General features: G+C 47.3%; 21 protein-coding genes. 10 read left to right on the top strand and 11 right to left on the bottom strand.

Annotated features, from left to right (window positions below; genetic code table 11):
- Nucleotide 1 precedes the first annotated feature (1 nt).
- Nucleotides 2-1,600, bottom strand: coding sequence for a M28 family peptidase (locus AAA857_RS03710; RefSeq protein WP_338173247.1), 1,599 nt, complete (start codon nucleotides 1,598-1,600; stop codon nucleotides 2-4).
- A 142-nt stretch (nucleotides 1,601-1,742) separates the two neighbouring features.
- Here AAA857_RS03710 and AAA857_RS03715 point away from each other — a divergent pair, with 142 nt between their 5' ends.
- Both AAA857_RS03715 and AAA857_RS03720 read left to right on the top strand, forming a co-directional pair.
- Complete coding sequence (locus tag AAA857_RS03715; RefSeq protein ID WP_338173249.1) at nucleotides 1,743-2,552, top strand: arginine deiminase-related protein; 810 nt, start codon at nucleotides 1,743-1,745, stop codon at nucleotides 2,550-2,552.
- An 854-nt stretch (nucleotides 2,553-3,406) separates the two neighbouring features.
- Nucleotides 3,407-4,048, top strand: coding sequence for a glycosyltransferase family 4 protein (locus AAA857_RS03720; RefSeq protein WP_338173251.1), 642 nt, complete (start codon nucleotides 3,407-3,409; stop codon nucleotides 4,046-4,048).
- An 83-nt stretch (nucleotides 4,049-4,131) separates the two neighbouring features.
- Here the strand turns inward: AAA857_RS03720 and AAA857_RS03725 are convergent, their stop codons facing one another.
- The 5 genes from AAA857_RS03725 to AAA857_RS03745 are packed head-to-tail and all read right to left on the bottom strand — an operon-like array spanning nucleotide 4,132 to nucleotide 8,623.
- On the bottom strand, nucleotides 4,132-4,509 hold the full coding sequence (locus AAA857_RS03725) for a hypothetical protein (protein WP_338173253.1): 378 nt from the start codon (nucleotides 4,507-4,509) through the stop codon (nucleotides 4,132-4,134).
- Nucleotides 4,510-4,536: 27 nt separating this feature from the next.
- On the bottom strand, nucleotides 4,537-5,004 hold the full coding sequence (locus AAA857_RS03730) for a peroxiredoxin (RefSeq protein WP_338173255.1): 468 nt from the start codon (nucleotides 5,002-5,004) through the stop codon (nucleotides 4,537-4,539).
- A gap of 40 nt (nucleotides 5,005-5,044) precedes the next feature.
- The gene (katG, locus tag AAA857_RS03735; protein WP_338173257.1) at nucleotides 5,045-7,198 is read right to left on the bottom strand and encodes a catalase/peroxidase HPI; all 2,154 of its coding nucleotides are present in this window, start codon (nucleotides 7,196-7,198) and stop codon (nucleotides 5,045-5,047) included.
- A 57-nt stretch (nucleotides 7,199-7,255) separates the two neighbouring features.
- Nucleotides 7,256-7,933, bottom strand: a complete 678-nt coding sequence (locus AAA857_RS03740) for an SDR family oxidoreductase (RefSeq protein ID WP_338173259.1) — start codon at nucleotides 7,931-7,933, stop codon at nucleotides 7,256-7,258.
- Between the two features lie 39 nt (nucleotides 7,934-7,972).
- Nucleotides 7,973-8,623 carry a hypothetical protein gene (locus AAA857_RS03745; RefSeq protein WP_338173261.1) on the bottom strand — a complete coding sequence of 217 codons (651 nt, stop codon included), beginning with the start codon at nucleotides 8,621-8,623 and terminating at the stop codon, nucleotides 7,973-7,975.
- Nucleotides 8,624-8,722: 99 nt separating this feature from the next.
- On the opposite strand from AAA857_RS03745, the gene AAA857_RS03750 reads away from it, so the two are divergent.
- Nucleotides 8,723-9,055 carry a hypothetical protein gene (locus AAA857_RS03750; protein ID WP_338173263.1) on the top strand — a complete coding sequence of 111 codons (333 nt, stop codon included), beginning with the start codon at nucleotides 8,723-8,725 and terminating at the stop codon, nucleotides 9,053-9,055.
- 82 nt (nucleotides 9,056-9,137) lie between these two features.
- Nucleotides 9,138-10,073, top strand: coding sequence for a hypothetical protein (locus AAA857_RS03755; RefSeq protein ID WP_338173265.1), 936 nt, complete (start codon nucleotides 9,138-9,140; stop codon nucleotides 10,071-10,073).
- Between the two features lie 11 nt (nucleotides 10,074-10,084).
- Here AAA857_RS03755 and AAA857_RS03760 read toward each other — a convergent pair whose 3' ends face one another.
- Nucleotides 10,085-10,750 carry a glutathione S-transferase family protein gene (locus tag AAA857_RS03760; RefSeq protein WP_338173267.1) on the bottom strand — a complete coding sequence of 222 codons (666 nt, stop codon included), beginning with the start codon at nucleotides 10,748-10,750 and terminating at the stop codon, nucleotides 10,085-10,087.
- Nucleotides 10,751-10,945: 195 nt separating this feature from the next.
- On the bottom strand, nucleotides 10,946-12,787 hold the full coding sequence (locus AAA857_RS03765) for a pentapeptide repeat-containing protein (RefSeq protein WP_338173269.1): 1,842 nt from the start codon (nucleotides 12,785-12,787) through the stop codon (nucleotides 10,946-10,948).
- A gap of 152 nt (nucleotides 12,788-12,939) precedes the next feature.
- Here AAA857_RS03765 and AAA857_RS03770 point away from each other — a divergent pair, with 152 nt between their 5' ends.
- Nucleotides 12,940-13,200, top strand: coding sequence for a hypothetical protein (locus AAA857_RS03770; RefSeq protein ID WP_338173272.1), 261 nt, complete (start codon nucleotides 12,940-12,942; stop codon nucleotides 13,198-13,200).
- A 280-nt stretch (nucleotides 13,201-13,480) separates the two neighbouring features.
- On the opposite strand, the gene AAA857_RS03775 is transcribed toward AAA857_RS03770, so the two are convergent.
- The gene (locus AAA857_RS03775) at nucleotides 13,481-14,665 is read right to left on the bottom strand and encodes a hypothetical protein (RefSeq protein WP_338173274.1); all 1,185 of its coding nucleotides are present in this window, start codon (nucleotides 14,663-14,665) and stop codon (nucleotides 13,481-13,483) included.
- Between the two features lie 457 nt (nucleotides 14,666-15,122).
- A complete protein-coding gene (locus AAA857_RS03780; protein WP_338173276.1) occupies nucleotides 15,123-16,202 on the bottom strand; it encodes a substrate-binding domain-containing protein in 1,080 nt (359 codons plus the stop codon).
- Between the two features lie 170 nt (nucleotides 16,203-16,372).
- Here AAA857_RS03780 and AAA857_RS03785 point away from each other — a divergent pair, with 170 nt between their 5' ends.
- The 5 genes from AAA857_RS03785 to AAA857_RS03805 are packed head-to-tail and all read left to right on the top strand — an operon-like array spanning nucleotide 16,373 to nucleotide 21,952.
- Complete coding sequence (locus AAA857_RS03785; RefSeq protein WP_338173278.1) at nucleotides 16,373-17,395, top strand: phosphate uptake regulator PhoU; 1,023 nt, start codon at nucleotides 16,373-16,375, stop codon at nucleotides 17,393-17,395.
- An 11-nt stretch (nucleotides 17,396-17,406) separates the two neighbouring features.
- Nucleotides 17,407-18,747 (top strand): phosphate ABC transporter permease subunit PstC, encoded by a 1,341-nt coding sequence (gene pstC / locus AAA857_RS03790; RefSeq protein ID WP_338173280.1) that lies wholly within the window; start codon nucleotides 17,407-17,409, stop codon nucleotides 18,745-18,747.
- Nucleotides 18,747-20,462, top strand: a complete 1,716-nt coding sequence (gene pstA, locus AAA857_RS03795; RefSeq protein WP_338173282.1) for a phosphate ABC transporter permease PstA — start codon at nucleotides 18,747-18,749, stop codon at nucleotides 20,460-20,462. The genes pstC and pstA overlap by 1 nt, the downstream gene beginning before the upstream one ends.
- A complete protein-coding gene (gene pstB, locus AAA857_RS03800) occupies nucleotides 20,459-21,274 on the top strand; it encodes a phosphate ABC transporter ATP-binding protein PstB (protein WP_338173284.1) in 816 nt (271 codons plus the stop codon). Before pstA ends, pstB begins: the two co-directional genes overlap by 4 nt.
- Nucleotides 21,275-21,283: 9 nt before the next feature.
- Nucleotides 21,284-21,952, top strand: coding sequence for a PhoU domain-containing protein (locus AAA857_RS03805; protein ID WP_338173286.1), 669 nt, complete (start codon nucleotides 21,284-21,286; stop codon nucleotides 21,950-21,952).
- An 877-nt stretch (nucleotides 21,953-22,829) separates the two neighbouring features.
- Here the strand turns inward: AAA857_RS03805 and AAA857_RS03810 are convergent.
- Nucleotides 22,830-23,741 carry a hypothetical protein gene (locus tag AAA857_RS03810; protein WP_338173288.1) on the bottom strand — a complete coding sequence of 304 codons (912 nt, stop codon included), beginning with the start codon at nucleotides 23,739-23,741 and terminating at the stop codon, nucleotides 22,830-22,832.
- Between the last annotated feature and the right edge of the window lie 112 nt (nucleotides 23,742-23,853).

A 23,853-nucleotide genomic window follows, 5' to 3' on the forward strand; every position in this document is an offset into this window, starting at 1 on the left:
TTCACAATTCATTGGGCACCGGGGTCTGGTCCATGTGCAAGAACGCGTAAACAGCCCACCACGTGACAATGTCCCACGAATGAACGAGATTTGCTTCACCGGTTGCGTTATCGGTAGTCATGTATTCCTCCATGGTTGCGAGTTTGTCACACGTCTTGTGGTAGCAAGGGTAACCATCAACAACACCGTTCCATCCAAGGGTTGCAACACCAATTTGCTGGAACGAATCGTGGTCGCTCCTTGCAGTGGGGCTTTCGTAGATTGCGACGGTGTCTTTGTAGTTGTTTTCCCACAGTGGACTTTCTCCACCATTAGCCCACTCCTCACGTCCGTTTTCAATTTGGTCTGCGAGGTTAAACGCGTCTGCACCGATCCATTCAGCGAGATGGTACATGCCCTTCTGGTCGATGACGTCACCCGTGCCATCTGGTCCGAGATATACAGAGAGTGCAAAGTCACCAGGGTAGTTGATACCAGCCATGTCGAGATTGAGATAGTTGCTCACGGTCACACCTGCAGGGAGGTCGCCAGCAAACGCACTTGAGCCCCAAAGCCCTTCTTCTTCTGAAGACCACAAGCAGAACACCATCGTTCGGCGAGCGTCAAAGTCAGCGAGAACCTTTGCTGTTGAAAGGACCATGGAAGAGCCTGCGGCATTATCATAGGCACCGGTTCGTGTTCCATATCCTTGCTGTTCAGTTCCAGGAATAACGGCAGTAGGGGGCGTGGCGTAGGGGGCGATGTCGAAGTGAGCACCGAAGACCAACCACTCGTCGGGATAAACCGTACCGGTTTTGTACGCGCAGATGTTGACTGCCCAAAGGGTGCCGGACTGGAAGCGGTGAACTTGCACGTCCAAACCGTATCCAACCATGACGCCTTCGAAATACGTGATTGCATCTTCGTAGCCGGGGTTGCCGTTACCAATCCATCGGTCAAGGAAGCCAACGGCGCCATCAGCTGGGTCCAACGGATCTGCTGTTTCATCGGTGATGAAATCCACCCATTCGTAGACATCTCTTCCGTTGACCCAACCCTCGCTTGCACCGACTCCATTTTCTTCGGTGAGGTCGGAGCGCTGTGGGCGCTCTGTTGTCAAGTGAAGGTGAGCGACCCCTCCTCCAGTTGAATTTCCTGGGACGACCCACGGCCACAAACCACCTTCGTCTTCATTATCAGTGACTTGAACTGAAGACCCCTTTGAACCGTCTTCGATCCAATCCATCCACGATTCATCGGCGGCACGGATGGGCCAATCGGTTCGGCTGTACTCGCCAACGAGGAACACGATGTCAGGATTTCGTGGGGGGAGGAGGATGCTGATTTCAACACTGGACCCTTCGGACATGTCCAACACGGTTCCGTTCTGAGCTCGCAAGGAGCCGGGGTCTTGGACGAAGTATGGAAGGAAGACTGCGAGGTCTTGCGATGACTTTAGGACAATGGTTTGCCACATCCCACCTTCGAGGGAATCCGCTTCAACAACAGTGAGTGAAGAGGCACGAACCTTTTCACCATCATCTTCTCCAAAACAACCGGCCAAGGGCGCCATTAACATAAGAGCGATGAGGCCAAACGCATTCAATCTCAAACTCAGCATGTCATTGGCCAAACCGCCCTCCCTGTTGAATGTTACAGTTTTACTGAGCCCAACAAATACGCCGGAAAGCCCTTTCCACTCAACGGAAAACGAATTCCGTAAAAAGGCGAACAGTTAAGAAATGCCCATCGTCCGAACAATCATGGCAACCGTACGGTTGGACCAGAAGGCACGCGCCCTGGTCCGCAGTGTTCCCGACTCCTACACGGAGGCGCTTGCCGGCTATTTTGGAAACGGGCCAACGGACGTTGCCCTTGCCCGCCAACAACACGAACAATACTGCCATCTTCTTCGCCAACATGGCGTTGAAGTCACCCTCTTAGAAGCCGACCACAACCATCCCGACTGCATGTTTGTTGAGGATCAAGCGGTTGTTATTGACAGCCATATTCTTCTTCCAACGCCCGGTCATCCAAGCCGTGTTGCCGAACAACCTCCGATTGCAAACTTCCTCATGGAGTCCCTTGAAGGGATCCAAACATGCACCATGGGCGGCGATGCACGAATGGACGGCGGCGACATCATCCGACTTGGTAACCTCTTTTTCGTGGGGCGTTCGTCTCGGACCAACGATTTAGGAATTGCAGCCCTCAAAAGTTTGCTCGATTTCTTTGATTATGAGTTACGAATCATCGACATTCCAGGCCACGCCCTCCACTTGACAAGCATCAGCTCTACACCAACCGACCAACTCATCATGGCCCCCGAAGGCTATCTTTCAAAAGATGCGTTCGGTGAACTTCCAGAAGGGTGCGAAGTCGTTTGGATGCCCGCAGAGGAAGCCTACGGGTGCAATACCATTGGCTTGCCGGGAAACAAGGTAATCATCGCCGACGGATACCCAACCGTCGAGGCCGAACTCGTCAATCGTGGTTTTGAAATCATCAGGGTGGACATGAGCGAAATCCGTGCAGCAGATGGGTCACTGACCTGCTGCTCCATCTTCTATTGAGGTTCGTTCGAACCATCAACAATCATGATCTCCAATTCATCAAACGGAATCTCGATGGATTGAATCTACGGTTGGACCAGGGGTTTCCTCTTCATTACGAGGTGGAAGAATGATGGTGATAGACACCGGCAACTTGTCCGCCACAGCACCTTGATTCAATCTTTTCATTTGACGCCATCTATCCCTTGGATTATTTATCATATTACCAAGTGGGGTGTTTGTTCGACATGCACATTGCGATAGTGTCAGGTGAATATCCGCCCCGTTGGGGAGGAATTGGTTCAGTGGTTTTCCATCTTGCTGGACACTTTGTTCAATTGGGGCACCAGGTAACAATTATCACCCGTTCTCACCCGGAAAATGTGCCTTCTCAAGAAGGAGTAGATGTGGTTCCAGTTCGCTGGGCTCGACTGCCTATGGCGTTCACTCGCTCATATGGAAAAAGCGCAATTAAGGCTTTGAAAAATCTTCATTCAGAAAAACCAATTGATGTTATCAATGCCCATCTCCCCTTGGTATCTTGGAAAAGGAAAGAGTTCAGGTGGTTGCAGAATAATATTGCTCCAGTAGTGTCGTGTCTACACGGTTCTTGGTTAGGAGAGAAAGAGGGCGTGAAAAGAGCAGCCGCGGCCAGAGAGTCTGCGACATGGAGAAATCCGAATGACCTCGCAATTCTAACTACGGCCGGATGGTATTCTCGATACGAAAGAGCGGGGATTTTGGAGTCCAGTATCTGTGTTTCAAATTCCCAATCGACGCTCAAGGAGTTTAAACAATGGTACCGTCCGGAAGCAAACTTCGATTGCGAGGTAATCCTTTGGGGGTGCGATCACAAAGTTTTCCGTCCACCAAATATGGACGCTGAAGCAGAGCAACTCGAGCATGAACGTATCAGAACCCAATACGGTTGTGGTGACCATGAAGCGTTGTCTTACTCAGCAGAAACGAATACTCCCATGTTACTTGCAGTCGGAAGATTAGTTGCACGCAAAGGATACATGACTTTACTACGAGCTATGCCCGAAATTCTCGCAGAAAATCCGGGTGCAAAATTGGTGATCGTTGGCCGAGGTCACATGAAATCAAGTTTAGAGAAAAATGCTAGAAAACTTGGCATATCAGAATCAATCCATCTTCAAAGCAGCCTATCATTCGATGAATTAGCTCAGCATTTCCGTTCAGCAGACCTTGTAGTCTATCCTTCATACTACGAAGGACAGGGATTAATTCCACTTGAATCCCTTGCAAGCGGTACCCCAGTAGCAACCGTTGACCAAGAGCCATTGACTGAGATGGTGGATTCTTCAGTTGGTGGTTTATTCAAAAGAGGAGATCCTTCTGATTTAGCACGATGTGTAAACGAGATGTTATCCAGTCATCAGACTGCAAGTTCTGCACTATTGGGCAGAGAACGTGTGCTTTCGAAATATACCTACGAGCATAACGCTTCAGATTACACTGCAGTGTTTGAAAGAGCCATCCAAAAAACGGGCTAATACACGAAGGTGTCACAACAAATAGGTTGGAGTGTATACCGTAACCGGCAGCGGTCCAATTGAACCCCTATCGTCTATTGAGATTAACTCAAACCTACAACACCATGCCATTTTTTAATGGCTTCCAGCAAATCAGAAACGAGCTCACCCCGCCAAACATTTCCTTCAAAAACGCCCGACTGAAGGACATCAGCAAGAAGAAAACCTTCAGCAGAAGGAATCATCTCGATGGTCTTCGTATGTTCCTTGTAGATTCCAAGTTCTAGAACGACCCAAGCATCCCCCGAGCGACCGTATTGTTCGAACATCTCACTCGAAAGAAAGCTGCCCAAGTCCTCAAGAGTGTAGAATGAACACAACATTTGGAGGGTTTGATCCAAACCCAACGATGCATCATCGGTTGGACCAGCACCAATTTCTCGCTGCTTCACAAGAGTAATCTTGGGAAGAATATCTTCCATAACCAACCCCTCTCAACAGTCAAACGTTCAAAGCGATGAGGCCAAAGCAACGACTGCGTCGTAGTCTGGCTCAACACCTGGGTTTTCAGCAACCCAGCGATATTGGACGACTCCATTGCCACCAACTACGATGACGACTCTGTTCGCAGACATGTAGCCTTCAATGCCACCAAGTCCGACAAATGCGGCATCGTATGCTTTGACGACATCTCTGTCAAGGTCTGAGAGCAACGGGAAATCCAGACTGTATTTTCGAGCAAACTCGGCATTGGCCCAAGGGGAGTCAACACTGATTCCAAGAACGGTTGCATTGGCGCCGTTAAGTTGAGCAAGGTTCTCTTGGAACGCACACATCTCTTTGTCGCAAACACCAGTGAAAGCACCAGGATAAAAGGCTAGAATAACGGTTTGACCGCTGTAGTCAGCAAGGCTAACGTCACTCTTTTCTGTGTTTTTCAAGGTGAAGGCTGGGGCTGTGTCTCCGATATTGACCATATCAATTCCACTCAGCGCCGGCGTATATCTGTTACGCCGTTCAAGCAAGGTCAAAACGATCTGCGTTCATGACCTTGTTCCATGCATGAATGAAGTCGGAGACGAACTTCTCCCCGTTGTCATCTTGAGCATAGACCTCAGCGATAGCACGAAGTTGGGAGTTGCTTCCGAACACGAGGTCGTACCGGGTTGCCCGACGAACGAGCTCTCCACTGGAGCGGTCCTTTGCTTCGTACGAGTTGCTGCCAGTTGCCTTCCATTGCACATTCATGTCCATGAGGGTCGCGAAGAATTCATTGGAGAGGTTTGTGTTATCACCAAATATTCCACGGTCATCGGAACTCACGCCCATTGAGCGGAGACCACCAACAAGAACGGTCATCTCGGGAGCGGACAAACCAAGCAGTTGAGCCTTATCGAGCATCATTTCTTCTGGACTGACGCTGTAGTTCTTCAGCAAAAAGTTTCTGAAACCATCCGATACAGGTTCAAGAACAGCAAAGGAGCCAACATCGGTTTGAGCATCGGTTGCGTCTCCACGGCCAGGCTCGAATGGAACTTCAACTCCAGATGCCATCTCAATACCAACGTTACCTGCTAGGACAATCGTGTCTGCAACGCTTGCACCGTGAGATTCGGCAAGAGGAGTAAGTGCAGCGAGAACCTTAGCAAGTTGTTCAGGTTTGTTGGCTGCCCAGTCCTTCTGAGGAGACAAACGAATTCGTGCCCCGTTTGCACCGCCGCGCATATCAGAGCCACGGTAAGTGGATGCACTTGCCCAAGCGGTCTCAACCATCTCTGGAACCGAAAGACCGGACGACTTGATGGCTTGCTTCAATGCAGAGACATCGTACGATGTGCTTCCGGAGGGGACGGGGTCCTGCCAAATGAGCTCTTCAGAAGGCACATCGGGCCCGAGGTAACGGGATTTTGGCCCCATGTCGCGGTGAAGGAGTTTGAACCAGGCACGAGCGAACGCATCGCCAAATTCTTCTGGGTTCTCATGGAAATGTTTGGAGATCTTCCGGTATTCGGGGTCTCGAATCATTGCCATATCAGCGGTGGTCATCATGGTAGGGACCTTGATTGAAGCGTCTTCAGCATCCGGAGCCATATCTTCAGCGTCTGGGTTTGCTGGAGTCCACTGGTTTGCACCCGCAGGACTCTTAACAAGCGTCCAAGAATCTTCATGCTTGAACAGGAGGTCAAAGTAACCGTTGTCCCATTGGGTGGGGTTTGCAGTCCATGCACCTTCAATTCCACTGGTGATGGTGTCGCGACCTTTTCCAGACCCGTGAGTATTTGCCCATCCAAATCCTTGCTCTTCAATCGATGAACCTTCAGGTTCAGAACCAACCTGTCCAGCATCGCCTGCACCGTGGGCTTTCCCAAAGGTGTGGCCACCAGCGGTAAGTGCGACGGTTTCAGCATCATCCATTGCCATACGGGCAAAGGTTTCTCGAATATCTTGAGCGCTCAAGAGGGGGTCGGGGTTTGAATTTGGACCTTCAGGATTAACGTAGATCAGTCCCATTTGGACAGCAGCGAGAGGATTGTCAAGAGATTGGCGTGTGTCTCCATATCGGTCGTCACCAAGCCACTCGTCTTCTGCACCCCAATAGATGTCCTCTTCAGGATGCCAAATATCGGGACGTCCGCCTCCGAATCCGAAGACCGGTCCACCCATTGATTCAATTGCAACAATACCGGTCAACACCAAAAGGTCAGCCCAACTGATCTTGTTACCGTACTTTTGCTTAACGGGCCAAAGCAGACGTCGGGCCTTGTCGAGGTTCCCGTTATCTGGCCAACTGTTGAGCGGAGCAAAACGTTGTGCTCCAGTGCTAGCTCCACCACGACCATCACCGATTCGGTACGTTCCAGCAGCGTGCCAGGTCATACGAATAAAGAACGGCCCATAATGGCCGTAGTCAGCAGGCCACCAGTCTTGGCTATCGGTCATTAACGCATGAAGGTCTTTCTTCATGGCAGCATAATCCATAGATTCGAATGCATCCTTGTATACGAAATTCTCATCCATTGGATTTGATTTCCTATCGTGTTGATGTAAGATTGCCAAATTTAGTTGGTTTGGCCACCAATCGTTGTTCTTCATCCCAGTACTTGGCGCGCTTATTGCACCGTGCATTACTGGACATTTCGCTTCAGTATTTTCGTCACTCATGCCTTTCATATCCCGGCCTCATTTGCTGGAAACCTCCGTACCATATCAAGGTGAAGGTTTTTTTATTCACCACGGTAATTCGGTTCCGTCGTACTGAACAAATCGTCCACTCATGGCCATATCTTGCTCTTTGATCCGTTTAACAATCCCATGGACGCTTTCTTCAGGCGTTAACGGCGCCCGAGGCCCACCCATGTCGGTCTCAACCCAGCCAGGATGGAGGATTAGGAGCGAAGAACCGATTGCAGCAAGCTCATTTTTCATCGACATCGCAAACATGTTAAGGGCCGTCTTTGACGCTCTGTACGCATACGACTTACCGCTTTTACAATCATCGATGGAGGCCATAAGACTCGATACCATTACCACGGTGCTCGACCCACTTTTTTCAAGTAAAGGCAATGCATGCTGCGTCACCCGCACAGGTGCAAAGGCATTGACTTCAAACACCCTCGCCGCATGCTCGAGGTCAATTTCGGATATAGACGCCCACCTCCCATCCGCAACGCCTGCATTGTTAACGAGAAGATCGACCTGCGGCCCAACTGATTTCATGAGATTGGCGACATCTTCCACGGAACATACATCCGTCTTGTGTACGGTCAAGTTTTGGTGATGAACACCTTGCAGTCCGCCCATGTTGCTCCGATAGGTTGCATGTACGGCATAACCAGAATCCAAGAGTTGCCGCGTAAGTTCAAAACCTATTCCGCGGTTAGCACCCGTGACAACAGCGACCTTCATGGGTTGGGCAAATCAAATCGGCCAATAAGGATTGACCGATTAAAAATCGTAATCCTTTTCTTCTTCATCCAGCGTTTCGTCGTCGTTCATGAAATACTTGAATTGGATGTAACAACTTCCGATGATGAACGGTATTGAGAGATACACATCAATCGAACTTCCATCCAATCGATAAATATCCCATCCCATGAACAAGTAGGCCGAAAAGAGAATTCCAACCGAACCCATAACCGCAGCAAGAACAGCGGGTATGAGGCGGCGGAATGAGAAACTGAAAATGAGGGCTATTAGCGTTAAAATCCCAGATAAAAACGTGTCCCCCTCAAAGTCGTATCCGTAAGTATCTCCAACTGAGATAAGACGTGTGACAGCGAGATAAACCATTCCAGCAGCGAGAAATCGCGAGGCGATCTGTGTTACGCTGATGGCGGCAACCCCCAGGACAATCCCGCACAGGAGTTGAAATTGAGCGTCATTAAGAGATATTCCCAACCGATTGAACTGGTCGGTAAATTGGTACGACATCCCGTAACCAACGACAAAACCCGTCGTCCCCATCGTAAACGGGAGTCTCTTTGCACCTTGTATAAACAAAAGGAGTGAAAACGCCAAGATGAGGGCAGCATAAGCGAGCCCCCCCTCCACGACGTTATCCAGAAGGGTTAACCCCATTTCTTCAGCATCAACCACAACCAACCTAAGAAGCGGTTGTATTTATTATTTCAAAGAATATATGAAAACCACCGTTTTTACCCCAAGAGGGAAAAGGGAGGGAACAAAACAGGCTTCATGGCCGACGAAGCACAAGTACGAGAAATTCTTGCACCTGCCCTTGAACCAACCTTCTTTGATTTCAACTTCCCCTTCGGATTATCCCGGTGGCTTTTATTTGTATTTGGTCTTGCTCTTTCTGCCTTAGGAATTCTGTTCGGCCTTTCGCCTTACAACCCACTCGCCCTGGCTGTAGTGATCTATTTCTTCGGATATATGTTAGCAGCTTCCTTCCCCTCAGCCGTTGTGATCGTGGTTCGTAATTTGCGAAACCTTTCACCGGGGGGAACGGACGTTCCATTATGCAACGGGGCCGAATCAAGAAAAAACACAGCCGAGCAAAGGGACTGAAAACGAAGGCTGGATACTTAACCCCCCTCAAATTTCGGAATGGAATCTGGCCTCCCCCCACAGTCCCGACGATGGTGGAATGTTGGCTGAACATCCCCGAAAACTTGGCACACCCGTTCCGGCAACGTTCACCATGTATTCGATGCTCAGACTCATCCAAAGCTTTGCTGCTGGAATATTTGTTTATCTCGCAGTAGAAAAGTACGATGATGTTGACCCGGCACGAGCCGGTGTTGCGATCGCTCTGCTGATTTTGTTGGTCCAATTTTTCCGCCGCAGGAAGACGATGCGTATCAGCGATCTCGCAACATCTTCCATGCAGGGCCTTCCAATGGGCGGTGTCGAAGTGTTTGGACAACTCCGCCCCCGTCTTGCCAACGGATGGGTTCCACCGATTGCGGTTGATGGAGACCGAAAGAAAATCGTTTACGGTCAACTGGATTGGTATTGGGAGTACGGGCATCTGTTCAAGTGGGAAGAATACGTTGAGACAAAGGACGACGAGGGCAATGTAAGCGGTGAATGGAAAGACCGAAGCGCTTACAAGAAAATTCGATCCGACAATGGCGGAGCCCTTGCATTGCTCCACGATGGAACCGGAGGAGTTGCCGTTGAATCCGATTTGCTTTCAGTTGGTAATGCCCCAAGCACAGGGTCATGGAGTGATGAAGATCGAAGCCTCTGGAATACTCGAAGCCGCCCGAGCGGAAAAGTACGTAGCCTGAGGGCATCACATGAGTGGAAGTCAAACGGCTGGAGTATTGGTGACCCCTTCTTCTCGCATTGCTATGCACGTCCAAAAACGAACGCAGAACTTGAACAGCAACCGGTCGATAAAACCATTGCGCCATCGCTTGTTATGCTGACCAAAGAAGGTGAAGAGCCAGGGCACAAAGTCATGGTTCACCGCGGTTCAGAAATATTGGCTTTAGCCAATTCAGAAAGCGCCCCATCGGCCTATCTGCCGTCGCTTATTCTCGCCTTGTTCAGCGGCGTTGCATGGCTCATGACGCTTTGAAGCAGTACCGTTCACAGCATGTTGAAAGCGTCGGGCTTGAACACCCAGCGCAATTCATCAGCGTCAGCATAGTACGCCTTTACCCGTTCGTCGTTCGCCATCCAATCATGGAATTGCATGAGAAGCGGGTAGTTTTCGAGAAGGTCCTTCGTAATACCATCAAATTGTCCGGAGAACAACATAAAGGTGTCAATAAAGGCCTTAACGTCGGCAATTGACATGGATTCTGTATTGGCGAGCCAACCTGTTTTTGATTCAGCATAAACCGATGAGATGAGTTTGAGGGCAACGTCCATGCTCCCACCTTCTACGAACATCGCTTGGCGAGCAGCGATTTTTTCATCCAAATTTTCAATTCCAAACGTTGGGATAAAATACTCTCTCCAGCCGTTGATAACCTCAATCAATTCATCCACCTTTGCCCTCACATGGATGTCTTTTGGTTCGAGTCCTGCGAGTGCGCCCGTGTAACGCAGCAATGCATTGGATTCAGCGATGACTCCGTTTGGAGTTTTTATGATCGGCAAATAACCGTAAGGTAAAATTCCGGACTTTTTAATTTCTTTATAACCGTCCCAGTCAACGACGGTATTCTTCCATTCAACCCCAGACAGTTCGAGGCAAAAACGAGACGATTCAGCAAAACCAGGGGATGCAAAATAAATGATTTCGTGCATGTTTTTCCCGCCGCCCCACCCCTTCATTAAGCCTTGGAAGGGGTAGCGCTAGCAGCGCCCCACAGCATACCCATCCAACAGAGGGGTGTTGTATGGGTTCTTCTTCCGACTTCAAGATGCCAAATGGTATGATACGATACAACTACCATGGCGGGGGGAAGTTCGCAGTTGGCATTGTCTCAATGCATTTTAACATTACAAATTGTTTTCACAAGTTTCATCATTGTCTTCTGAATGTGTTCCATCTGGGCAAATGCAATACCACCACTTAGTGTCCTCAAGATTCGCATCAGTAAAATTAGTGTTTGTAAAATCAGTAAATTGTAATTCCGCATTTGATAAATTTATTCCACTTAGGTCCATATCTGTAAAATTGTAGTAGAATTGGTGTGGGGAGCCCCTTAGGCTAATACCTGGCCCTAAAATAATGTAAGAGTTATCTGGAGAGTCATTATCATTGGTTGGATTTTCTGTAATGCAAACATAATCACTAGGCAGTGAAGAAGGGCAATATGGTAGATGGTTGGCGTTAGTCCAAGTTAAATTCAACATAGACATATTCAGGCCACTTAAGTTGGCGCCATAGAGATTTAAACTCGGACCTACTATGTTGTTATTCATACAATAATATTCGTCAGGTAAGGCAAATGGACATTCAATTAATCCCATGCCTGCATTATTTCCCAACTCAAACACTGACAAATCGATTCCAGATAAATTAAATCCGTTAAAGCTAGCACCAAACAAATCCGCATCAGGTCCAAAAAGTACACCATCGTAGCCATTAGGGTCTGCATAAGTCGAGTTATTTGGCGGTGAAATACACTGCCAATTAAGAGGCAAAAGTTCTGGGCAAACAACGTATGTAACACTTGCGCGAGTCAGGTTTAGGTTAGATAAATCATAACCGCTCAAGTTTACTCGATATGACGATATACCTGGACCTAAAATTGTGTTTCCAAAGCATTCAGACCCGTTATCAAGTAAAACTGTAGAACAATGATATAATGGTTGACGCGACACTAATTGGGTAATTTCCATACCAATTAAGTTGACAACAGAAAGATTCACCCTTTGGAAGTAACCATATTCAGCATGGATATAACTCAGGTCTGTACTATACACATTAGTCAAATACATTGAGAAATCCCCTACAGTAATATTCGAGAAATTTGAATTGATTATCTGTGAACTACTGAATGAAAGAGATGCAAGTGTCATCTCAATATTTGTAAATTCTACATTTTCAAAAACTGAGTCGATGAAACTCAGAGTTTGGAAAGAGGCGATTTCAGATAATTTAGAATCAATAAAATCCGAATTGTAGAACACACTTAAGTCGAAATTAGTGTTTGAAAAATTGGAACCCTTGAAATTAACATTAGAAAATTGACACTCCGACAAGTCCATTCCAGAGAAGTCGAGGTGCTGGAGATAGATTGGTACACCTCCCCCTACTATGCATTTTGGACCCAAGTATATGTGTTGCATAGCCCCCATAAACGTTCCACTATCGTCAAGTCCATTATACTCAGAAGAGGAATTTGCCCACTCTGGCATATCCTCATAATGCTCTTCTATGATTCGATAAAACTCATCTTCCCTTTCATCGTAATCAACATCCATTATTCGGTCATAGGATTCTTGTCTGGAATCTTTTTCAAAGTGGTATATCTCGTCTGCCCAAAACCTATGATCATGTATTGTTTCACAGCGCCAGTTTCCAGGAAGTTGGTCTGAACAAGATTGTACATCAGCCAACTTAGCATAACTCAGATCTGCCTGGTTCAGATTTGTATTGAGCATATTTGCACCTGTTAAATTAGCATGACTTAGGTCAGAATTTGATAAATCCAGATTACTTAGATTACATCCGGAGAGATTAAAACCACTCAGGTTCATGTTAGGTCCAACGTCACTTTCACAATCTCGGAGTGAGATTGAGTTATCCACTGGTTCTTCGGAATCGTCCAAGCATCCTGCAAGTGAAGTTGCAATCATGATAAGTGAAAAGAGTAATGCCTTCGCCTTCTTCATAAATCTCCCTAGGACCCATCGTTATTGAATTAGGAGGTGGGGATTGGTATCTCGATAATGATACAGCGGGCCCGTTTGTTCGCTACCGATACATACACAAAGGTGACACATTCCTGAATACAAATCAAATAGATGCAGTCGAAGCCCCGAATATGCGCTTGGAATGGCCAGTCTATGCATTTACTGCCGGGGTTTTCCTCACCTTTGCCCTAAGTGTTCAGTTTCTCTCTCTGGGCACCTTTGCCGTCGTTGGACTTTTCGTGCTGCTGACCGTGGCCTATGCCTGGGTCGCCTGGGTGATGATCAAGCAAAAGGCCGTCCTCGAACTTCATGCCTACAATACCTGCAATACCTGCGGCGTGTTGACGCCCTCACAAGGCAAGCACTGCATGAACTGCGGCGTGGACTTGTAGTCAAACATATACAACGGGGCCGTTGTACTTCCCTGCGTATACATGGGTAGGCAGTGTGCCGGGGGAAGGAACTCCCTTTGTATTTTCTAAAAGGTATTGAGAAATCTGAGAAAACCCTCGCGATTTCATGAAAATGATATGTCGGTTGTCTGTATTAGCCCTTGAGAGACGGTGTGAAGCTTTATTCAGCACTTGAGGGTTTTCTGTTCATACCCTTGCGAGACATTGGACACGATGTGTCCAGTGATGCACTCGGAACTCAAATGACGGAACAGGCGTTCTACTCAGTTTGTTCGTCCTCAGCAGTGCTAGAAGCCTCTGGGAATAACGCCATGACATCTTCTGCTGGCTGGGAATAGAAGGTCTCAAACTCTGCTAAGTATTCGCTCTTTGTTGCGTTGAAATTCTTCTCAAACGCTGCGTCAAATCCTAACTCATCAAGATCGCCATAGAAACCATTAACGAAGGCATCTTCACCCTCGTGGTGAATCAAATAGGCAACAAACCAGGAGCCGACATCATAGACATTAACTTGTGAATCGTATCCAAGTTGGTCCAAAGGCACGTCTTGCGCGTTGTATCCATCTTGGGACATCTCCAATTTGCGCTGCATGACCTCTCGCAGATAATTCTCCCCAACACCATCCTGCTCTGAATAGAGAGATTGAGCCATGAATTCGGCGCCACCTTCTGCAAACCATGGTTTGCCTTCCCCACCCATCTTCGCATCTCGCTCGCAAGAATCTCGACTGTCACCTGTGCATTCATCGTTGATGTGAGAGTGCTGGTAAATGTGGAAGTATTCGTGCAGTGTAACCGGTTTGTAATCATCTTCTTCAGGACCCGGATACTTTGCAGACATGATCATCATCATGAAATCGTATTCGATATACGTCCGCTTGAAGGTGCTAATGGCTGCACCTCCGTCTTCAGTGTAGCGAGTGAATATTTCATAATTCTCATTGGCACAGTCCCATTCTTCATTCCAATTTTCATCCAAGGCTTTGTGGCGTTCACAGAACACATTCTCCAAATCCTTGGCTGCATCTACATCATTTCCGATGACATAGATTTCAACCGGACCAAAATTGCCCCATTCAGCAGAAGCAATATTGTACCATTCAAGTGTAAGATTGAGAGTTTCATTTGACACATCTGCGGCTTTGAAGGCAACAGGAGTTGCACATGTTACATTGCCCCACTGGATGGTTTCATTGGTTCCGTCGGGACAAATGACATCGTAGGGTGAATCATCCTCTACGGGCGGGCTATCGGTCGAATTGGTTGTATCCGTCGTGCCAGTCGTATTGTTGGAACCACTATCTGTATCGGACCCAGAATCAGTTGGAGATGAATCATCTGACTCATCGGTTGAGGATTCCATGGACTCATCATTACCGATGCAGCCAGAGAGTGAGCCAAGCAGGAAACTCATGCAGATTAGAACGGCGAGGTAGTTCTTCATGACCCCTCCATAGTGAAGCGGCTAATGAGGATAATGCCCATGAGATATCCATAGTATGCATCGTCGATTCAAGGCTGCTTAAAGGTATAAGGAAGACGTGATTATTGAGTGTATAATACTTGTGAAAACGGTAATTTTAGTCTACTACTATAGTAGTAGGTCAGAAAATCAAATTCAATTTTGAATGGTTTTGATTTACAGCCGCAAGCAGAAATCACCCTTGCGATACCCACGCGTGAGACGTATGTCCCCTGGGTACCGACGCGTGAAACGCTTGTCGTAAGGGTATACAGAGGGTGTAGCGTCTTACGTGATCCACTGCATGCCCCTAAACCAGGCGCACCATGCCCTGTAATGCAGGCATTGAACACCCTCCCTATTCCACACCGGGGTAACGATGGCACTGCGTGCCCCGTTACACCCGATGTTTCCTAAGTTCGCTTCAGGTATTTTCTCATCAGCCCATTCGAGCAATCATCTCTTCGATCATTGCTTCAGGGAGTGCAACATAGCCCACGTCCATGACGTGGTCCATGCCAGCATCGGAGTATCCGTATGCAATGAATGCACGCACGAGGTCCCACTCATCGTTGTTGACGTTCATGTAGATGTATCGGGACAGAGGTGCGTAGCTGCCATCAGCAACAGTGCTTGCTTCAGGCGTTACAGCTCCACCAGCGTCTTGGACACCGTGTGTGTCGTTGTTGGCAATAGCGGCAACACTCAATGTGTTGGCGTTCTCTTCGTAGTACGCATATCCGAAGTATCCGATTGCGTTCTCATCACCGGTGATTCCGTTGACGATCTGGTTGTCGTCGGCGGAGTTCTGGTAGCCACGTGCACTGTCGAATCCTTCAGCTTCGTATCCATCCTTTCCTGCAAAGCAGTTCTTACAGAAGACTTGCTCACCGAAGTACTCGTAAGTACCGGAATCGGAGTCTGCTCCCCAGAGTTTGACTTCGGAATCTGCACATGAAGCGTCGAGGTCACCCCATTCGCGCACACCGTCATCATCGTTGTTTGGCGTGATGGAAGTCATGTTGAGCCCGTCATCAGTGAGTTCAGACTCAGTCCAATCAGTGAAGATCCAACGCAGTTGGCCCATGGACAATCCGCCCATTTCGGTGATGCACTGGTCTGCAGCGCCACCTTTCTTGACAATGACGGATAGACCGTCGATTGCGACAACGAGTTGTGTGACGGTGATGTCCGAGTCAAGGCAGTTGAATGTGAATCCATCATCGCTAGCATCTGCTTCAGATGTCTTCCAATCCCTGCTCATGTCACCTATGTGTACTGAATCAGAGTCTGTGCTGCACACCTTGGATGCACCAGCACCAGATCCGCCGCCAGCCACAGTGACTGTGTAATCCGAGTTCGCATCGCTGTAGGCTTGACCCCAGGCGCTTGCGACAGGGAATACAGTACTGCTTCCTGCGATGTTAATCGTCTTTTGTTCCGTTTCTTCTTCGGCATCTCCACCCAAACAACCTGCTAAACTAGCCATCATTAAAGTAAGGACAATTGTCCATGCCATTCCATTTTTGTTCATCATATTCGGTTCCCCGTTGTTTTTTGCTGAACTGATTAGACCATAGGAATTGACAGTAGATTCTATTGCTAAATATATATGTCTAAATAGAGATAAAGAGAGTAAAGAGGTGTTCTCTGTATCTCTTTACTCCTCCGACAATTCGGGGGAGGCAATTGGAACAACGAGGGGCTTTCCGGAAATTGCAAATAACAGGCGGATCCACCGTTATTGTTTCTCTACCAAAAGAATGGATTAAGGCTAACAATCTTGGAAAAGGCGACCTGGTGAATATTGAAGAATTGGCTTCGGGGGATTTACGTCTTTCTCCACTGCAAGATAACTTAACGAAACGGGAAATTGAGCTTGATTGTTGCGCAGTCGGAGATGGTTTAGTCGATCTCATGATTGGCGGGTACATCGCAGGAGCAGACGTCATCAAACTCACATGCTCATCCCCAATAACCAGGAAAACTCGAGCCGACGTTCGAGCGTTTTTGAGAGACACACGAGGAATGGAAATTGAACTCGATGACGAGAAAGAGATTCGTATTGTGTCGATTCTTAACCCGTCAGAATTGCGACTCCAGGTGTCGATCAATCGAATGTACATCCTTATCTCAAGCCTCGTCAATGATGCTTTTGATGTTCTCTCGGGAGAATCCGTAGAATTGCTTTCTGACATCGACGACAGAGAGCGCCAGATCGACGCTCGACGCCTTTTGCTCGAACGTCAAGTTGCTGCATCTTTACAACAACCATCCGTTGAGCGAAAACTTGGCATCGACCGGTTCTCGGCCATGGAACACGCCAACATTGCTCGAATCTTGGAGCGAATGGGCGATCACGCAACGCGCCTCGCGCACTTGGTCAGGGAAAACTCAACCGTTGTCAAAATCAAAACCAAGGATATGCCTTTGTCGGCCGTACCATTGTGGTCAAACCACCTCAAGACAATCGTTCACAATATGTACACACGCGATGTCGAACTCATTCATTCGGCCAAACTGGCACTGGCTCAACTTGGCAACGATGTAGAGGAAGCTGAAAGCGAGTTATGGACGGGGCGTGGTTCAGCTGAACGGCTCCTGAGTGAATTTAGAATTTCCGAATCGGTGAGGAGACTGTGCGCTTACAGCGTTAATTTCGCAGAAATTCTCCTTAACATGCTCATGTATCAACGACTTGAACGGGTTTAATCGGTGATTGTATGTCCTTTCTAAGTCGTATTTCCAAAGATAAGGCTGGAACGATTTTGTTTTTGACGAGTTTATCGGTCATTCTCATCACGCTCGGCATCATCCAGACGTTGTTGTTTGAAACCATTACCTTCTTTTCAGACATTGCGAAACACAGAGGGTGGTTTTCCCTTGAGTGGGATGTTGGAGGCATTTTTTCTGCATCTGGATTTGCGTGCTTGCTTCTTGTTGTGGCATTGATTCTCGATTATGAGAGCAAAAAGGAAAAAAATCGCCTTTCCATTATTCCTCAAGAAGTTTGGAATCCTCACCACGGAATTGTGAAGGCCGTTTTCATACTTGTCGTTTTGCAGTTATTTTTTAACGATAGTTTCCTGTTAGGCCTTTCAATCCTCTTTTTGACAATGATCTGGAGGGCCACTGGTAAACTTCAGATGAAGAGAATCTTTGGAGGCAACATTGAGGTTTCCAACACGTGGAGAAACGTTCTCTCTCTGTTTATCTTTATCACGGTCTTCGACGCCATCACGATGAATTATTCTGGAGCATTCGGTGAATTCTTTTTACAGAATCAATGGACACCGACCGGTGCTTGTGAGGATCGTCGTTCCCTTTGTGACACGATGTCGTTCGGTGTCAACAGTCTGCTTTTGACGACGCTGCAGGTCGCATTTGGAGCGCTCATCATCGCGGTTCCTTTGGGCGTTGGGTGCGCCATCTACCTCTCTGAGTATGCGCATCCTAGATTGGTTGCGATCGTGAAGCCAACGCTCGAAATTCTCGCTGGAATTCCTTCCGTCGTTTACGGATTTTTTGCATTCATCTATATCGGACCACTCGTGGTGGAGTTTGGCGAGTATGCATTTGCAAACGGGTGGATTGATGAGCCTCCAAATGTTCTCAATCCAATCAATGGGGCCATTGTGGTCGGCGTGATGATTCTCCCCCTGATTGCTTCAATGTCGGAAGACGCTTTGCGCGCGGTACCAAATGAACTGCGCGAGGGATCCCTTGCATTAGGGGCAACAAAAATTGAGACGACGATGAAAGTCATGATTCAGGCATCGTTATCCGGAATTGTTGCAAGCATCATCCTTGCTCTTTCGAGGGCTGTTGGCGAAACAATGGCGGTCACGCTTGCAGTAGGAACGGTTGCAGTCTACACCTCTAACATGTTCTTGCCAGCTCAAACGATGACTGCGTACATTGCGCAACGTGTCGGAGGCGACCTTCCATTTGGAGAAATTGGATACCTCACCATCTTCGCTGTAGGATTGTATCTCTTTGTCATCACCTTGTGTTTGAATTTACTCGGCAACAAAGTTCTGTCAACATACAGGGAGGCTTACTGATGAAAGACATCGATAAACTCCAGAAACGAAATCGTAAGTTGAGGGACCTTACGGAACGCGCAGGATCAACGGGCTTGGCGATTACTGGATTGATTGGTTTACTCTTTCTTGGCGTCTTGGTATGGCAAATTGCAGAACCCACGTTCATTAAAGGAGAACAAGGAGAAATCACCCCCGCAAGTGAATGGATACCAGAATCCGATTACAGGTTCAAATGGGACTTCCCAACCGTTGACGAAAATGGCGAACCATTCACCGATCCTGTCGTCCTTCGTTTTGAATGGGACGATGAAAACGGCTCTCATTCTCATGATGTCGAAATCAATGTCATCGAAACCCGACAAGTCAAAACAGACATCTACATTGATTCAACGGGGGTTGACCAAACTGAGATTGATGTAGGGCGGAAGACAAATTTCAACGCATATTCGAGCCTCAGCGTCCCAGTTTCAGTTGAACAAATTTCAGGCCCGGTTCCAAACGCTGATGAAACTGGGTATCCCGCAGTCAATACATTCGTTATCACTGGCGATGTTCATGTGTTATGGGATGATGAAAACGAACAGGTGTTTCAACCGATGGAGTTACTGGCCTGGATTACACTGTTGATTCTTGTCGTTGTTCTCACGTGGCCCAATGTAGCCGCCTTGAACATTATTAAGAAACTGCAAGGTCGTCGGACTTTGATCAAATTGGCATCGTACATATTGGCTGGAACAACCTTTGTCATTAGCGATGGAATGTTTGTAGCTGCAGCATTGGCCAGCATTTGTTGGATTGTATCGGGGATTATTCTCTACAAAATTGCTGAAGGAATTGAACGATTGGAAAGTTTAGGTCGGGAATTAAGCGAAACATCGCGATTAAAGCATTCGATTTCGGCGAGAGATGGTGTGTTGATGTGGTCGAGAATGTTGTTGTTTACATCGACATTATTCATCCCTCTTCTCATCGACATTCCGTTCTTAACCGAGCGGTATCAAGATATTTTTATTCCATACGCATCTGGAATTCGAGCTGCGTTTTATGGAACAATATGGGTGATGCTAATTGCAATGCTCGTATCCATTCCTGTCTCTGTTGGCGCAGCAATTTACCTTGAGGAATATGCCAAGCCGAACCGCACAACAAAACTCATTCAAGCCTTGGTTACGAATCTGGCAGGCGTCCCCTCAATTGTGTTCGGTATGTTTGGACTTGCGATTTTCGTCAAGCAAGACGGTTTTGGCTGGGGCTTAGGCCCCTCTGTTCTCGCAGCTGGATTGACAATGGGTGTGATGGCAATGCCGATCATCGTATTGGCAGGCCAGGAAGCATTGCGCAGCGTTCCTCGTACTTTGAGAGAATCTGCCTATGGCATCGGATGCACGAGATGGCAGGTCACCAAAGACCACGTGCTCCCATCTGCAATGCCTGGGATTATGACGGGAACAATCCTAGCGATGAGCCGAATCATGGGGGAGGCAGCTCCACTGGTTGTCATTGGTGCAACTGCCATGATTTTGTTTGATCCTGAGCCTTTAGCAGCCCTCAATGGAGGCAACGTCAATTTCACTGTCATTCCGATTCAGATCTATTTCTGGACGGCAGAACCAGACCATGCATGGCATTCGATGGCAGCAGCAGCGAGTATTGCGTTGATCTGTCTGTTGGTAGCAATGAACAGCATTGCAATTGTGTTAAGACAGCATTTTAGAAAGAGGTTGAAATCATGAGCGAGACGATAGGTGGAGAAGTAGTTCCCGATTCTACGAGACAATTAGATGTGGCTGGAGAGGTCGATTTGATGATCGAAGATCTCGATCTATGGTATGGCGATAAGCAAGCATTGTACGGCGTTTCACTCCCGATTGCCAAGAACAGCGTAACGTCCTTAATCGGTCCTTCGGGATGCGGAAAAAGTACGCTTCTACGAATGATGAATCGGATGAATGATTTGATTCCAATTTGTCATTACGATGGTAAAATTACAATGGGTGACACCGAAATCACCGCAAAGGATGCTGACCTTGTTGAGATTCGAAAGAGAATCGGCATGGTGTTCCAAAGACCAAATCCGTTTCCTAAATCAATTTACGATAACGTTGGCTATGGAGTCAAACTCCACACAAAACCAACGCGAGAAGAGCTCGATGCTATCATTGAAAAGAGTTTGAAGCGAGCGGCTATTTGGGATGAAGTTTCAGATCGAATGCATGACTTGGGAACCTCACTTTCAGGCGGCCAGCAACAGCGATTGTGCATTGCTCGAACCATTGCCGTCGAACCTGATATCATATTGATGGATGAGCCATGCAGCGCTTTGGACCCAATTGCTACTGCAGCCATCGAGGAACTCATCTTGGAACTCAAGAAAGATTTCACCGTTGTGATTGTGACCCATTCAATGTCGCAAGCTGCAAGGGTCAGCGATTATACAGGGTTTATGTACATTGGAAGACTTGTCGAATTCGGAGAAACTGACAAGATATTTTCAGATCCAGAATTAGAGTTAACAAAGCGATACATTACTGGAAGATTTGGATGAGTGAATGACATGCCTATACGAACTGGACTAGATGAACGAATTGACAAAGTCCGTACGGACTTATCTGATTATTTTGATGAAGCAAAAATGGCCTACAGTGAGGCGATAAAGGCATTCACAAAACTCGATTCGCAGGTGTACAAAGAGGTCAAGCAAATCCGTCAACATGCGCGTGAAGTGAATTGGGATTTGACCAATGATTTGCTGCTGATTCTCGCACTCAATCAGCCCTTGATGAAAGATTTGAGAATTGTTGCCACCTACTTGCGAAGTGTGGATACCGTTGAACGTGTGATCCGACACGCTCGGGACATCGCTCGCTCAGATCGTTCTCTTGATGAAAACGCAGAGGAGTTGCCCGAGGTCATTGTGAATTCTGTTCTTGAGATGCACAAGCACCTCAATGAATTGCTCGATACCATGAGCGGCTGCCTCACAAAAGGCGAAGAATTGCCAATCGAGAACGTGAAATCAACATGGGCCATGGTCAGAGAAGAGCATGGAAAGGCAGTTGAAGCCTTATCCAGCTTGAAATCCGATACAATGGGCGGCAAAGTTGGACGCTTGGAAGTGGTCAACATCGTCAGTCGAGTCGAACGTTCGGCCTACAATTTGGTGCGACTTGGTGGACTTTGGCATCATGCTTTGAACAATGAGAACATCATCCTTGATGACTGAATCGGACTTTTCTAGAAAAATTCACACCGTCTCTTGTGGGTTGATACAGATAAGCGACATATCATTTCTACGAAATCTCAAGGGTTCTTACAAACCCCTCCAGACATTATGGAGAAGTACAATGGGTGTTCAGTCCCCCAGTACACTCGCTAGCGTCTGTATCGACCCACTGAATCCCCTTTGTATCGGAAAATAAAATGCAAAGGGGTTTCGGATAACCCCTTGCAACTTATCCGAATCGATTAGTTTGTGCAATTAAGTTACACTTGATTAATCACGGAGAATAGTGTTTCCGAATTATTCTGTCCACCTCTTTTTGGCAATGTATTAACGCTTGGGCTTTCGTCATAGCGAATTGGAAATCTGCCTTTGGACTAGGGTCAGTGTCAGTAATTTCATCTCCTCTCAGAGTGAATAGAGGGGTATCGTAATATCGGCCATTACCTCGATTGGTGTATCCTGGAAGAATTATACAATATCCTACTAGTTCTCCATATGAATTTGTTAGTGGAAACGGATGGTTATGTTGTGGAGATGAACCATTAGTTCGAACAAATTCATCAAGCAAATCCCATGAATGTGCCAATCTGCATGATTTCTTACCATTTGTTATCCCGAATGACCAACGTCTATATCCCCCATAATTGTCTATTCTTATGGTTGGCTTTTCTCGATAAGAGTCCTCATGTGCAGAAGCATTTGACATATACGCCCTATGGGGCGGGTGATGATAACAATGTCCCTTTGTACACCCACTGTACTAACGGGTATAGCGAGGGTAGCGAGTGTACTGAGGGACTGAACACCCATTGTACTCCTCCATAATGTCTAGAGGGGTTTGACAGAACCCTTGCGATTTCTTGGAAATGATATGTCGCTACTCTTGATTTTGATCATTGAGAACAGAGTCTGCGATGACTCGAATGTCTGTGTTCCATTGAGTAAATTCCGGCATATCCAACGGTTCGACACCATGAACTGCATGAAGCCATATGAGTGTGCCAGTATCGATCATGATTTGGCCAGCGTGCCCCTTTGCATCGGTAAACACAGAAGTCTGCTTAGGCCCTTGCAACTGCTCTATGTCGCCTTCAAGTTCTCCTGCTTCAAACATCTCACGCAACTCGTAAGCCACTGCTCCGTGATGGAAGGTAAATATCTCGTTGTTTGGGAAGTCTACACTGAGGTCCTGTGAGAGGTTTACCCAATACGGCAAGATGTCGAGTGTTGAGTTCGTTGCGTACTCGCTTGCATTCTCGTAGTCTCCAGGGAAATCCTTCCACGGCATAGACAGCCCAATTCGGATATCGGGGTTCTGCTCCACCGCGTAGGAGGTGAAATTGTGGATGGCTTCGTCGGTGAAGTTACTGATTCCCGGTTCCTGTCCTATGAATTCGAGACTGCAACAGATCATAATCAACACATCAATCTCTCCTGTATCCAGGTAATCCTTGATGTTCTCACGGTGACCATCATCCGCCCACAATGCATCAGGAGCTCCAGAAGTACCTCCACTGAATTCAATGAATTGCGAGTGGTTCGTAAATCCAGCAGTGTGTGCATAATCCTGCAGTGTTTGTGCAAAAATACGTCCAAAACTATGGCCGATGTAAAGGACATTGTAGTCTTCAGCGTTAACTTCTTCTGGCGGCCCCATGTCCCCTTTATCACCATCATTATTCTCGTCATTCTGGTCATTCTCACCATTACCTCGGCCCGAGCCTAAACAACCCGACAATGACACCATTAAAATCAAAAAAACGGTCATAAACACGGTATTCTTGTTCATGAATCTTCTACTAACCGTTCGTATATGGAACTTCTGTGACAGTAGTGTGAATTTGTAACAGTGGTGTAACCCTTCCGATACCCTCTGTACAGGCATCTCACGCGTCCGTACC

This window comes from Candidatus Poseidonia alphae (assembly GCF_943787815.1).
Classification (GTDB): Archaea; Thermoplasmatota; Poseidoniia; order Poseidoniales; family Poseidoniaceae; genus Poseidonia; species Poseidonia alphae.

Coding starts and splice junctions, on each gene's coding strand:
- AAA857_RS03710 (WP_338173247.1), bottom strand. CDS start 1,600: ATGCTGAGTTTGAGATTGAATGCGTTTGGCCTCATCGCTCTTATGTTA.
- AAA857_RS03715 (WP_338173249.1), top strand. CDS start 1,743: ATGGCAACCGTACGGTTGGACCAGAAGGCACGCGCCCTGGTCCGCAGT.
- AAA857_RS03720 (WP_338173251.1), top strand. CDS start 3,407: ATGGACGCTGAAGCAGAGCAACTCGAGCATGAACGTATCAGAACCCAA.
- AAA857_RS03725 (WP_338173253.1), bottom strand. CDS start 4,509: ATGGAAGATATTCTTCCCAAGATTACTCTTGTGAAGCAGCGAGAAATT.
- AAA857_RS03730 (WP_338173255.1), bottom strand. CDS start 5,004: ATGGTCAATATCGGAGACACAGCCCCAGCCTTCACCTTGAAAAACACA.
- katG (WP_338173257.1), bottom strand. CDS start 7,198: ATGAAAGGCATGAGTGACGAAAATACTGAAGCGAAATGTCCAGTAATG.
- AAA857_RS03740 (WP_338173259.1), bottom strand. CDS start 7,933: ATGAAGGTCGCTGTTGTCACGGGTGCTAACCGCGGAATAGGTTTTGAA.
- AAA857_RS03750 (WP_338173263.1), top strand. CDS start 8,723: ATGGCCGACGAAGCACAAGTACGAGAAATTCTTGCACCTGCCCTTGAA.
- AAA857_RS03760 (WP_338173267.1), bottom strand. CDS start 10,750: ATGCACGAAATCATTTATTTTGCATCCCCTGGTTTTGCTGAATCGTCT.
- AAA857_RS03765 (WP_338173269.1), bottom strand. CDS start 12,787: ATGAAGAAGGCGAAGGCATTACTCTTTTCACTTATCATGATTGCAACT.
- AAA857_RS03770 (WP_338173272.1), top strand. CDS start 12,940: ATGCGCTTGGAATGGCCAGTCTATGCATTTACTGCCGGGGTTTTCCTC.
- AAA857_RS03775 (WP_338173274.1), bottom strand. CDS start 14,665: ATGAAGAACTACCTCGCCGTTCTAATCTGCATGAGTTTCCTGCTTGGC.
- AAA857_RS03780 (WP_338173276.1), bottom strand. CDS start 16,202: ATGGCATGGACAATTGTCCTTACTTTAATGATGGCTAGTTTAGCAGGT.
- pstC (WP_338173280.1), top strand. CDS start 17,407: ATGTCCTTTCTAAGTCGTATTTCCAAAGATAAGGCTGGAACGATTTTG.
- pstA (WP_338173282.1), top strand. CDS start 18,747: ATGAAAGACATCGATAAACTCCAGAAACGAAATCGTAAGTTGAGGGAC.
- pstB (WP_338173284.1), top strand. CDS start 20,459: ATGAGCGAGACGATAGGTGGAGAAGTAGTTCCCGATTCTACGAGACAA.
- AAA857_RS03805 (WP_338173286.1), top strand. CDS start 21,284: ATGCCTATACGAACTGGACTAGATGAACGAATTGACAAAGTCCGTACG.
- AAA857_RS03810 (WP_338173288.1), bottom strand. CDS start 23,741: ATGAACAAGAATACCGTGTTTATGACCGTTTTTTTGATTTTAATGGTG.